The sequence below is a fragment of the Amycolatopsis sp. NPDC034160 genome (genome assembly GCF_055575355.1).
On record NZ_JBVISU010000019.1, the window covers coordinates 1 to 12144 of the forward strand.

Here is a 12144-nt window from a genome sequence, read left to right on the forward strand (position 1 = left end):
ACTGCTCCGGATACTTCGACCTGCGAGGCACCAGGACATCCTCCCTCCAGACCAGCGTCTGGAATCAAGGTGTCCGCATCGCGGGGGCAGCTCCAGAACCGTCATTACCACTCACGAGCCGCTGTACGACGGCGTGCTCATCCGTCGAGTTCGACCTCGTCGGCGGAGACGTCCGGCAGCAGCCCACGCCAGCGTGGATTGCGCAGGCAGCCCGCGTCCGTCCAGCCACCGAAGACGACCTCGCCGACGATGGTCGGCCGCGACCAGCGCGCGTCCCGAGCCTGTTTGTCCGGTACGGAGCGGAACGGGGATGTCTTGCGCTCCAGGCGGAACAGCCGCCGTGAAAGCTCTTCCAGTTCGTCGCCCGCGAAGCCGACGCCGACGTTTCCGATGTACCGCAAGCCGTCTTCGTGCGGGACGCCGAGCAGCAGCGAACTGAAGGTGCCCGCGCGGCTGCCGCCACCGGGCCGCCACCCGCCGAGCACCACTTGCTGGACCCTGGTGTCGGTGATGGAGAGCCAATCCCCGGTACGCCTTCCAGGGTGGTACGCGGAGCCGGCGCGTTTCGCGATGATTCCGGCGAGGCCGTGTTCGCGGGCCGCGCGCGCGACCGCTCCACCGTCGCCGAGATAATGCCGGGGGACCTGCCAATGCGGTCCGGCGAGGCCGAGCCCGTCGAGGAGATCCCGCCGCTCGACGTAGGGCGATTCGAGGCAGGCCCGGCCGTCCAGATGCAGGAGGTCGGTCACCAGGTAGAACGCCGGATACCGGGCGGTGAGCCGTTTCGCGGAACTCTTCGTGGCACGCGCCCGGTGCCCGAGCCCTTCCGCGCTCGGCTTTCCACCGTCGAAGACGACGATTTCCCCGTCGAGAAAGGCTTCCGTGGCCCCCAGTTGCTCGCCGAGCCCGCGGAATTCGGGGTACAGCCCGGTCACGTCGTCGCCTGAATCGTCGTAGGCGGTGATCCGGCCACCCGACACCCGGATCAAGGCGCGCCGCCCGGACCAGTCGAATTCGTAAGCCCATTCCGGGTCTTCGCCGGTCGAGGGGAGACGTCCGGGCTTGGTCAGCATCGGGGCGAGGAAAGGCGGAAGTCCCGTTCGGCCGGGATCGGCCGGGTCGAGTCGTTTGAGCAGCCAGCCGCGATCGTTCCCGTCCTTCTTCACATTGAGGAACAGGTACTTCCCGCGTGCCCTTGTCCCGTGGAAGACGACCTCGACCTTGTGGTCGTTGAAGTGCAGGGTCTCGTACCGGCCGGTGTCCCAGATCGTCATGTGGCCGCCCCCGTATTCGCCGGCGGGGATCTCGCCCTCGAAGGTGAGATATTCCATCGGGTGGTCCTCGGTGTGCACCGCCAGCCGGTCGAGATCCGGCGACATCGGCAAGCCTTTCGGCACCGCCCAGGAGACCAGCACCCCGTCCCGTTCCAGACGGACATCCCAGTGCAGGCTGCTCGCGTGGTGCTCCTGGATGACGAAAAGGTCGTCGGACCCGGTTGCCCCATCGCGATCGGGAATGGGTTCGGGAGTCCGTCCCGGTTTGCGCTTACGGCGATATTCGCCGAGTTTCTCCGCCATGGTCGGCCAGCGCACCCCTCTCCGGATCCGGTCACGCAAGCCTAGCGCCGTTCACCGCCCGTACGCGTGGTGAAGGCCCCTTTTCCCACTGTGAGAGTAGGGAAAGGGGCCTTCACGAAGGGCGGATCAGTCGGTTTCGGCCAACGCCTCGGCGAACTGGGCGGCGTAGAGCCGGGAGTACGCACCGCCGGTGAGCAGCAGCGTTTCGTGGTCGCCTTGTTCGACGATCGAGCCGTTCTCCATCACGAGGATGACATCCGCGTCGCGAATGGTGGAGAGCCGGTGCGCGATGACGAAACTCGTCCGCCCCTCGCGCAGCGAATTCATCGCCCGCTGGATCAGCACCTCGGTCCGGGTGTCGACCGAACTGGTCGCCTCGTCGAGGATGAGGATCGCGGGCTTCGCCAGGAACGCCCGCGCGACGGTGATCAGCTGTTTCTCCCCGGTGCTGACCGTGCCGCCCTCGTCGTCGATGACCGTGTCGTAGCCGTCGGGCAGAGTGCGGACGAACCGGTCGACGTGCGTCGCCTTGGCCGCCGCGACGATCTCCTCGTGCGTGGCGCCCGCGGAACCGTAGGCGATGTTCTCCGCGATCGTGCCGCCGAACAGCCACGCGTCCTGCAGCACCATGCCGGTCTTGGACCGCAGGTCCTCGCGGTCCATCTCGGCGATGTCGACGCCGTCGAGGGTGATCCGGCCGCCGTCGAGTTCGTAGAACCGCATGAGCAGGTTGACCAGCGTGGTCTTCCCGGCCCCGGTCGGCCCGACGATGGCGACGGTGTGCCCCGGATCGACGGTGAGCGACAGGTCCTCGATGAGCGGGGTGTCCGGCGCGTACCGGAACGACACGTGTTCGAATTCGACTTGGCCGCGTACCGCCGGTACCCGGGCGGGCTCGGCGGGCTCAGGTTCCTGCTCGTCCGCGTCGAGCAACGCGAAGACCCGCTCCGCGGACGCGAGCCCCGACTGCAGCAGGTTCGCCATGCTGGCGATCTGCGTGACCGGCTGGCTGAACTGCCGCGAGTACTGGATGAACGCCTGGACGTCGCCGAGCGACAGCGTCCCGGACGCCACCCGCAGCGCGCCGATCACGGCCACCAGCACGTAGCTCAGGTTGCCGATGAACATCATCGCGGGCTGGATGGTGCCCGAGATGAACTGCGCCTTGAAGCTCGCGCCGTAGAGAGTGTCGTTGTGCTCGCGGAAGACCTCCTGAGCCTCCTCGCGGCGGCCGAACACCTTGACCAGCGAGTGCCCGGTGTACATCTCCTCGATATGGGCGTTGAGCCGCCCGGTGGTGGACCACTGCTTGATGAACTGTGGCTGTGCCTTCTTGCCGATCTTCGCCGCGACCAGCACCGAAGCCGGTACCGAAAGCAGCGCGACCAGCGCCAGCAACGGCGAGATGACGAACATCATCGCGAGCACGCCGACGACCGTCAGCAGCGACGTCACGATCTGCGCGAGGGTTTGCTGCAGCGACTGCGCGAGGTTGTCGATGTCGTTGGTCGCCCGGCTCAGCACCTCACCACGCGGCTGGCGGTCGAAGTAGCTCAGCGGGAGTTTGGCGAACTTCTCCTCGATCTTCTCCCGGAGCTCGAACACCGCCCGCTGTACCAGGTTCGTGGTCAGCCGGGCCTGCAGCAGCGCGAAGAACGACGCCACGATGTAGAGCAGCAGAACCCACATCAGGACCTGGCCGACGGCGTCGAAGTCGATCCGCTGACCCGGGACGAAGTCGATCGCCGAGAACATGTCGGCGAGGGTGTTGTCGCCCTTCGTCCGCAACCCCGCGATGACCTCTTCCTTGCTGATCCCCTGGGGCAGGTCCTGCGCGACAACGCCCGCGAAGATCAGGTCCGTCGCCCTACCGAGGATCTTCGGTCCGATGACGCTCAGCGTCACGCTGGCGACACCGAAGAGCAGGATCCCGTACAGCACGGCGCGCTGCGGTTGCAGCAGCCGCAGCAGGCGTTTCAGCGATCCCTTGAAGTCCAAGGCCTTCTCGGCGGGAGCACCCATGAGGGCGGCGGGACCACGGCTGAAGACGGTTCCGCCTCCGCCCGGCCCACGGGGCGCGCTCGCTCGCTCACCCACGCCTTTCGCCGGAGTGGCAGACGCGCCTGAACTGCCTGAAGTGTCCGTTGTGGACTCGGGCGCGCTCATCAGGCGGCCTCCTGTTCGGTCAGCTGGGACAGCACGATTTCCCGATAGGTCTCGTTACCGTCCATGAGTTCGGTGTGCGTTCCGCTACCGACGACCCGGCCCTCGTCGAGCACGATGATGCGGTCGGCGTTGCGGATCGTGCTGACCCGCTGCGCGACGATCACCACGGTCGCCTCGGCGGTCTCGGCCACCAGCGCCCGCCGCAGCGCGGCGTCGGTCGCGTAGTCGAGCGCGGAGAAGGAATCGTCGAAGAGGTAGATCTCGGGACGGCGGACCAGCATGCGCGCGATCGCGAGCCGCTGCCGCTGACCACCGGAGACGTTGGTGCCGCCTTGCGCGATGGGGGAGTCGAGGCCGTCGGGCATCCGCTCGACGAACTCCTTGCCCTGCGCGACCTCCAGCGCGTGCCACAGTTCCTCGTCGGTGGCGTCGGCCTTGCCGTAGCGGAGGTTGCTCGCGACCGTCCCGGCGAACAGGTACGGCTTCTGCGGTACCAGCCCGACTGCGTCGGACAGCACGGTCGGATCCAGTTCGCGGACGTCGACGCCGTCGACCCGCACGGAACCGTCGGTGGCGTCCATCAACCGCGGGATCAGGTTGAGCAGCGTGGTCTTCCCGCTGCCGGTGCTGCCGATGATCGCGGTCGTCTCACCCGGCATGGCGAGCAGCGAGATCTCCTGCAGGACCGGCTTCTCCGCTCCCGGGTAACGGAATTCCACGTTGGACAGCTCAAGCCGTCCGTGCACTTGCCCGGGACTGATCGGGTTCAGCGGCAGGACGACGCTGGAGTGGGTGTCGAGCACCTCGGTGATGCGCTCGGCACTGACCTCGGCGCGCGGCACCATCATGAACATGAAGGTGGCCATCATGACCGCCATCAGGATCTGCATCAGATAGGACAGGAACGCGGTCAGCGCGCCGATCTGCATGCTGCCGTCGTCGATGCGCAGCCCGCCGAACCACAGCACGGCGACGCTGGAGGTGTTCATCACGAGCATGACGATGGGGAACATCAGTGCCATGAGCCTGCCGACGATCAGCGAGACGTCCAGCAGCGCGGTGTTGGCCGTGGTGAACCGTCGTCGCTCGTGGGTGTCCTTGACGAAGGCCCTGATCACGCGGATGCCCATGATCTGCTCGCGCAGAATCTGGTTGATCTTGTCGATCCGCTCCTGCATCAGCCGGAAGGCCGGGCGCATCTTCGCGATGATCACGCCGACCGAGATGCCCAGGATCGGGACCACGACCACCAGCAGCCAGGACAGCGTGACGTCCTGGTTCAATGCCATGACGATGCCGCCGAAGCACATGATCGGCGCCGACACCATCAGGGTGAACGCCATCAACGTCAGCATCTGCACCTGCTGGACGTCGTTGGTGGTGCGGGTGATCAGCGACGGTGTGCCGAACTGGCCGACTTCGCGGGCGGAGAAGTCCTGTACGCGGTGGAAGATCGCGGCGCGGACGTCGCGACCGACCGCCATCGCGGTACGGGCGCCGAAGTAGACGGCGCCGATCGAGCACCCGATCTGCACCAGCGACACCAGCAGCATCACGCCGCCGACGCCGAGGATGTAGTCGATGTCGCCCTTGACCACGCCGTCGTCGATGATGTCGGCGTTCAGCGTCGGCAGGTAGAGCCCGGCGAGGGTCTGGACGAACTGCAGCAGCACGATCAGCCACAGGTCTCGCCGGTATGGGCGCAGGTGAGTGCGCAACAGCTTTGTCAGCACAACGGTTTCTCCCCCAGTGGTGGGTAAGGTGTTACTTCTTGTCCGGTTTCCGCACCGGTTCGCGTCCGGTCAGCGAGGGGACGCCGGACGAGGCCTCCCGCAGGAGGGTCTCGACCGTGCTCAGGAACGGCTCGGCGCCCTCGTTCACCAGCCAGTTGAAGAACGCGGTCTTCACCGCGGACTCCACGATCGCCGCCATGAGCCGCGCGTTCAACGCGTTTTCTTCCCCAGCGCCCGCCCGCTCCAGGATCGCCTCGGCGAGTACCTGCTCGACGGTGGCGTGCGCCTTGAGGAACTCGCCGTGCACCGATGGGTGCAGGATCATCGAGCGCGCCAGCTTCACCGAGTCGCGGTTCGGCTCACCGTCGCGGCTGTAGGTCTCCAGCGTCGCGGCGCTGACCGCCTCCCACAGTGTCTCTTCCGGCGGCCGGGTGCGCAGCGCTTCCCGCAGGCGTTCCTGTCGTTCGACGATGAACGAGCAGATCGCCTCCTCCTTGCTGGAGAAGTAGTTGTTGAACGTGCGCGGCGAGACCCCCACGGCGCTGGCGATGTCCTCGACGCGGACCTGCTCGACGCCCTTCTCCATGGCCAGTTTCAACGCGGCCTCGCTCATGGCGCGCCGTGCCGCGCGCTTCTTGCGTTCGCGTAGTCCGAGAGGAGCGGCCGAGTCGGTGGTCACGTCGGAAAGAGTAGAGAAAAGGTGCGGGCTACGCAAATTTATGCGCACTACGCACTTTTCGGACACGACACGACGCGGGTGGCGGGCAAATTGAGCCGAATGGCCTAGCGTGCACCGCTCACCAGCCGCAACGCTTTCGTTATCAGGTCACTGCCAGCGGTTGAACGGAAACCGGTTGTGGACACCGATAGTTCCGTCTGCTTGCATGTCGGACGTTGTCACTGGGGAGTGCAACACGGGTCCGGGTACGTGAAGAGAAAGAAGTGGAAGCACATGGTGACGCGGGCTCGAGGCTTGCTTGACCGCTCACGGGTTCTACTGGACCGATCCCGGGTCGCCGCGGCGCAGTTCCTCGCCGCACCGCCCCGGCATGCCCCTTCGGAGCCGTCGGCCGAACCGGCCGCGGAACAGCGGCCTGCCGTGGAAGCGCCGGACGCCGGAGCACTCGCGGGTGTCTGCTCCAACGTCGCGCTGCGCGACCTCAACCTGCTCGACCAGTTGCTCGCGCAGCTGGAGACGATGGAGGCGGGCGAGGAGAACTCCGACCGGCTCGCCGAGCTCTACCGGCTCGACCACCTGGCGACCCGGTTGCGGCGCAACGCCGAGAACCTGCGCGTCCTCGCCGGCCGCGACGCCGACGACACCGCGGCCGGGATCTCGTCCGTGCTCGACGTGATGCGCGCGGCGATGTCGTCGATCGACCACTACTCGCGGATCACGATCGGCCGTGTCGTCCCGCTCGGTGTCGTCGGTTTCGCCGCCGAGGACGTCAGCCGGATCCTCGCGGAACTGTTCGACAACGCGGCGAACCAGTCGTCGCCGAGTTCGCCGGTCAGCGTCAGCGCGCATCTCACCGAACAGGGGAGTGTGCTGATCCGCATCGAGGACGAGGGCATCGGCATGCCGCCGGAACGCCTCGCGGTGCTGAACGAACGCCTCGCCGCCGGTCCCGTCCTCGACGACGATTCGGTGCGGCACATGGGACTCGCCGTCGTCGGCAGGCTCGCCGACCGGCACGAGATCACCGTCAAACTCGATCGCCGCACCCCGCACGGCACGGTCGCCACCGTGCTGCTGCCGGTTCCGGTGGTGTCGGAGCTGGCGGAAACACAGTGGTCGGGCACGCAGACCGTGGTGTTGCCGCAGACGAAGATCGCCAACGGAACACCTCCGGGCAGCCCGGTCGCGACGCCGTCGGGGCTGCCGAGGCGCCGCCCGGCGCCGTCGGCGGAACCGGAGCGGAAGCCCAGCCCGCGTCCGCGTGCCGCCGTCCCGCCGCCCACCGACGGTGGCACCACGCCCAGTGGCCTGCCGCGCCGGGTTTCCCGCAGTATCAGGACTTTGCCCGACGAACCGGCCCCGCCGACCAGCCCGCCCGCCGACGCGGCGGACGGGCACGAAGCGCTGCTGGCCGACCTCGACGCCTTCACCGACGGCGAGCGCGCCGCTCTCGATGACCGGCGTGAGCGTGAGACCGGAGGAAACACCCAGTGACCGCCCAGGACGCGACCACGGATTTCACGTGGCTGCTCGACGATTTCGTGCGCAAGGTGCACGGCGCCAGTCACGCGCTGATCATGTCCGTCGACGGTTTCCCTTTGACCGCATCGGAATCGGTGTCCAGTGACGACGCCGAGCAGCTCGCCGCCATCGCCAGCGGCCTGCTCAGCCTTGCCGGGAACAGCGCCTCGTTGTTCGGCAAGGGCAACTGCGAGCAGATCATCATCCGGCTCACCCGCGGCTACTTCCTGTTCATGGGGATCGGCGCCGAGGCCGGGCTCGCCGTGCTCACCGAACCCGACTGTGACATGAAGGTCGTCGCCTACGAGATGACCCAGTTCATCACCAACGCCGGTCACGCCCTCACCCCCGAGGTGCGCGCGGGACTCCGGCAGGTCCTGACCGCCCGACGGCCGCAGGCCTGAGAATCCGGAGAAGGAAGGGATGACCGTGTCCAGCGACCAAGCTCCGGACCGGCCCGGCAAGATGCGCAGCCGCAGAATCCGGCCGTACGCGCTGACCGGCGGCCGGACCAAGAGCAGTCACCTGCTGCTGGTGGAGACCCTGATCTCGGTGCCGCGCTACGACCCGGCGCTGGCCGAGGCGCTGATGCCCGAATCGCGTTCGCTGTACGAGCGCGCCCGCGATCGTTCGTCGATCGCCGAACTGTCGGTGGGGCTCGACCTGCCGCTCGGTGTGGTCCGCGTCCTCATCGGCGACCTCGCCACCCAGGGCGCGGTCTTCGTGCACCCGACGGCACACGCCTACAACCACGATACGAACGTGCTCGAGAGGATCCTCGATGGACTCAAGCGCCTCCCGGTCTGACGCCGATCTTCTCGCCATCTCGGCGAAGATCGTGGTCGCCGGTGGATTCGGCGTTGGCAAGACGACGTTCGTCGGCTCCGTCTCCGAGGTCCCGCCGCTGAGCAACGAGGCCTGGATGACCGAGGCAGGCGCCGGCGTCGACGAGCTGGTGCCCCCGGGAACCAAGTCCACCACCACGGTCGCGATGGATTTCGGCCGGATCACGCTGCGGGAAGACCTGCTCCTGTACCTGTTCGGCACGCCGGGTCAGGCCCGGTTCTGGTTCCTCTGGGACGACTTGTCGCGCGGCGCGCTGGGTGCCGTCGTGCTGGTCGACACCAGCCGGATCGACCAGTCGTTCGCCGCGATCAACTACTTCGAGAACGACTCCGAACTGCCGTTCATCGTCGCGGTCAACCAGTTCGAGGGGATGCCGGTGCACGACCTCGACGAGGTCCGCGACGCGCTCGCGCTGTCCCCGGAGATCCCGCTGGTCACCTGCGACGCGCGCGACCCGAAATCGGCGGTCGCCACGATGCAGGAACTGGTGTCCCACACGCTGTCCCTCGCGGTGCTCTCCGGGCCAGGCCGCGAGTTCGCCGCACTCAGCTGAACCGCTCTGGGAGGAATGTCGAGGATGCGCAAGGTTCTGATCGTCGGTGCCGGTCAGTCGGGCTTGCAGCTGGCACTGAGCCTGCTGAACCACGACTACGACGTCACGGTGATGTCGGCGCGGACGCCGGACGAGATCCGGTCCGGCAAGGTGATGTCGACCCAGTGCATGTTCGACTCCGCGCTGCAGCACGAGCGCGACCACCAGCTGAACCTGTGGGAGAACGAGACCGTCAGGGTCGAGGGGCTCGGCGTCTCGATCGCGGGACCGGACTCCAGCCGGGTGCTGGACTGGTTCGGGCCGCTGGAGCAGTACGCGCAGTCGGTGGACCAGCGGGTGAAGATGGCGGGCTGGCTCGAACTGGTCGAGGAGCGCGGCGGCAAGGTCGTCATCCACGGTGTCACCACCTCGGATCTGGCGCCGCTGGCGAAGCTGTACGACCTCGTGGTCATCGCGGCGGGCAAGGGTGAGCTGGTCCAGCTGTTCGACCGTATCCCGGAGCGTTCCCCGTACACCGAACCGCAGCGTGCACTTTCCCTGGCCTACGTGCACGGTGTCGAGCGCCGGCCGGAGCATCCGGACAAGGCCGCGGTGCGGTTCAGCATCATCCCCGGCGTCGGGGAGCTGTTCATGATCCCGGCGTTCACGTTGAGCGGGAACTGCGACATCCTCTTCTTCGAGGGCATCCCCGGCGGGCCGTTGGACTGCTGGAACGACCGGCCGTCGCCGCAGCAGCACCTCGACCGGATCCTGTCGCTGATGAAGCAGTTCCTCCCGTGGGAGTACGAGCGGTCCAAGAACGCCGTGCTGACCGACGAGAAGGCGACGCTGGCCGGCGGGTACACCCCGGTCGTGCGGAACGCCGTCGGCAAGCTGGCCTCGGGCACGGTCGTACTGGGCATGGCCGACGTCGTGGTCGCCAACGACCCCATCACCGGGCAGGGCTCCAACAACGCGAGCCACTGCGCGGCGTCCTATCTGGACTCTATTCTCGAGCGCGGCGACAAGCCGTTCGACGCTGAGTGGATGACGGCGGCGTTCGAGAAGTACTGGGAATACGCCCAGCACGTCACGACCTGGACCAACGCGATGCTGCAGCCGCCGCCCCCGCACGTGCTCCAGATCATCGGCGCGGCGGGGGAGAACCCCGCGGTGGCGAAGCGGTTCGCGAACGGATTCTCCGATCCGACCGACTTCCAGCATTGGTTCTTCGACCCCGTCAAGGCGGAGAAGTACCTGGCCGAAGCGTGATTCCCGGACCACGGCAGTCCCGCGATCGGGTTCACGGGACTGTCGCGGTCCGACGTTTCGGGCTACCGTTGTTACCGAGCGTGAGTACGGTCGGTAACGGCGGTGGAGGTGCGGCGCGATGCGTTCGATGTGGAAGGGCTCGGTGTCGTTCGGGCTGGTGAGCATCCCGATCCAGCTCTACGCGGCCACCGAGAACAAGAACGTCTCGCTGCGCCAGGTGCACGAGTCCGATGGTGGCCGGATCCAGTACAAGCGGTTCTGCACGATCGACGGCGAGGAAGTGCCCTACGCCGAGATCGCCAAGGGCTACGAACTGCCCGACGGCGAGATGGTCGTGCTCACCGACGAGGACATGGCCGAACTGCCGCTGGCGTCGTCACGGGCGATCGACGTACTCGAGTTCGTGCCGCTTGAGTCGATCGACCCGATCAACTTCGACAAGACCTATTACCTCGAGCCGCAGAAGAACGCGGTCAAGCCGTACGTGGTCCTGCGTGACGCGCTGCAGAAGGCCAGCCACGTGGCGATCGCGAAGGTCGCCATCCGGCAGCGTGAGGCCCTGGCGGTCCTGCGGGTGCACAACGACGTACTGATGATGACGACGATGCTGTGGCCCGACGAGGTCCGCGTCCCGGACTTCGGTTTCCTGCACGACGACCCGCCGCAGGTGCGGCCGCAGGAACTGACGATGGCGGGGTCGCTGATCGACTCGCTTTCGGAGCCGGTGTTCGAGCCGGAGAAGTACACCGACTCCTACCGTGAAGCACTGGAGGCCATGATCGAGGCCAAGGCCGCGGGGAGCGAGACGACGAAACCGAAGGCTGTCCGCGCGAAGGGTGATGTGGTCGACCTCATGGAGGCCTTGCAGGCCAGCGTGAGCGAGGCGAAGAAGAGCCGGAAGTCGTCGGCGTCGTCCGCCAAGAAGGCCACCGCGGCGAAGAAGCCCGCCACGGGCAAGCGAACCCCGAAGAGCGCCTGACCTTCCTTTGTGGACAGTGTGGCCGGACTCACCCGGCCGGGTCTCGCGACACGCCGGGCGTATGCCAGGATCTGTCGTCCCTCGGTGGTAGTAAGGCAATCGAGGAGAACTTTTCCGAAGCGATCTTCGCTTGATCGCGGGAGGCGGCATGAGCATGGAGTGCGCGTTCTGCGCCGATGGTCTCGACCACTGCCACGGAACCCTGGTGGTCCACCTGGAAGGTGGGTTCACCGAATGCAGTGAGGACGGCTGCGTCGACTTCGATTTCGCGCGGCACACCCTGACGATCGACTGCTTCGACGTCGACGGCGGCTGCACGTGTGCGGAGGTGGAGGCCCGGCTGCTGCTGCGGGCTTCCTGACCGGCGGCGACTACACCAGTCCGGCCCGATCGGGGCGATCAGGACCGATTGCCACCCAAAGGTGTATGCATTCGTGTACATCCAGGCAGGAAATGTGTTACTTATGACGGGGGTCCTCCGGCTCTCCCTCCCCCTCGGAGCCGGGGGACCCCTTCATGTCACGGTGCTTCCTTCGCGGTGTCATGGATCGAAGCGCCGTCGCACTTGCGCACCGCTTCCCAGACTCCGTCCCCGTCCGCGTAGTCGGTCGCGGGGAGTGTCCCCAGTGGACCGAGGACGTCGTCACCCGCTCCGGCCGCCGCGGCGGCCCGCAGGAGTTCGTCGCGTCCGCACGGGTATTTCGCCGCCGTCAGGTAGGGGCGGGGGTCCGTTCCGGGCATCGGCTGTCCCTCCTTCTCCTCGTCCGCGGTGGGTACCCGACGGACGGAAACGGAAACAGCACGGGCACCCGGCATAAGGGAACGCCGGGTGCCCGTGC

At 67.0% G+C, this 12144-nt stretch carries 12 protein-coding genes; 7 read left to right on the forward strand and 5 right to left on the reverse strand.

Annotation, left to right across the window (positions count from 1 at the left end; genetic code table 11):
• Positions 1–137: 137 nt before the first annotated feature.
• From ACZ54P_RS30325 to ACZ54P_RS30340, 4 genes are all read right to left on the reverse strand, one after another.
• Positions 138–1592, reverse strand: a complete 1455-nt coding sequence (locus ACZ54P_RS30325) for a DNA polymerase ligase N-terminal domain-containing protein (RefSeq protein ID WP_465465006.1) — start codon at positions 1590–1592, stop codon at positions 138–140.
• A 111-nt stretch (positions 1593–1703) separates the two neighbouring features.
• Positions 1704–3743 (reverse strand): ABC transporter ATP-binding protein, encoded by a 2040-nt coding sequence (locus ACZ54P_RS30330; protein WP_465465007.1) that lies wholly within the window; start codon positions 3741–3743, stop codon positions 1704–1706.
• Positions 3743–5476, reverse strand: a complete 1734-nt coding sequence (locus ACZ54P_RS30335) for an ABC transporter ATP-binding protein (RefSeq protein ID WP_465465008.1) — start codon at positions 5474–5476, stop codon at positions 3743–3745. The genes ACZ54P_RS30330 and ACZ54P_RS30335 overlap by 1 nt, the downstream gene beginning before the upstream one ends.
• A gap of 31 nt (positions 5477–5507) precedes the next feature.
• A complete protein-coding gene (locus tag ACZ54P_RS30340; RefSeq protein ID WP_465465009.1) occupies positions 5508–6155 on the reverse strand; it encodes a TetR/AcrR family transcriptional regulator in 648 nt (215 codons plus the stop codon).
• Between the two features lie 273 nt (positions 6156–6428).
• Between ACZ54P_RS30340 and ACZ54P_RS30345 the strand changes: the two genes are divergently transcribed.
• From ACZ54P_RS30345 to ACZ54P_RS30375, 7 genes are all read left to right on the forward strand, one after another.
• Positions 6429–7649: a sensor histidine kinase gene (locus ACZ54P_RS30345; RefSeq protein WP_465465139.1), complete on the forward strand. Its 1221-nt coding sequence runs from the start codon at positions 6429–6431 to the stop codon at positions 7647–7649.
• Complete coding sequence (locus tag ACZ54P_RS30350) at positions 7646–8080, forward strand: roadblock/LC7 domain-containing protein (RefSeq protein ID WP_465465010.1); 435 nt, start codon at positions 7646–7648, stop codon at positions 8078–8080. The genes ACZ54P_RS30345 and ACZ54P_RS30350 overlap by 4 nt, the downstream gene beginning before the upstream one ends.
• A gap of 19 nt (positions 8081–8099) precedes the next feature.
• Positions 8100–8483 carry a DUF742 domain-containing protein gene (locus tag ACZ54P_RS30355; protein WP_465465011.1) on the forward strand — a complete coding sequence of 128 codons (384 nt, stop codon included), beginning with the start codon at positions 8100–8102 and terminating at the stop codon, positions 8481–8483.
• On the forward strand, positions 8458–9075 hold the full coding sequence (locus ACZ54P_RS30360) for a GTP-binding protein (protein WP_465465012.1): 618 nt from the start codon (positions 8458–8460) through the stop codon (positions 9073–9075). The genes ACZ54P_RS30355 and ACZ54P_RS30360 overlap by 26 nt, the downstream gene beginning before the upstream one ends.
• Positions 9076–9099: 24 nt before the next feature.
• Complete coding sequence (locus ACZ54P_RS30365; RefSeq protein WP_465465013.1) at positions 9100–10326, forward strand: styrene monooxygenase/indole monooxygenase family protein; 1227 nt, start codon at positions 9100–9102, stop codon at positions 10324–10326.
• A gap of 118 nt (positions 10327–10444) precedes the next feature.
• Positions 10445–11305 (forward strand): non-homologous end joining protein Ku, encoded by an 861-nt coding sequence (ku, locus tag ACZ54P_RS30370; protein WP_465465014.1) that lies wholly within the window; start codon positions 10445–10447, stop codon positions 11303–11305.
• Positions 11306–11453: 148 nt separating this feature from the next.
• Positions 11454–11666: a hypothetical protein gene (locus tag ACZ54P_RS30375; RefSeq protein WP_465465015.1), complete on the forward strand. Its 213-nt coding sequence runs from the start codon at positions 11454–11456 to the stop codon at positions 11664–11666.
• A 158-nt stretch (positions 11667–11824) separates the two neighbouring features.
• Here ACZ54P_RS30375 and ACZ54P_RS30380 read toward each other — a convergent pair whose 3' ends face one another.
• Positions 11825–12046: a DUF2795 domain-containing protein gene (locus ACZ54P_RS30380; protein WP_465465016.1), complete on the reverse strand. Its 222-nt coding sequence runs from the start codon at positions 12044–12046 to the stop codon at positions 11825–11827.
• Positions 12047–12144 lie beyond the last annotated feature (98 nt).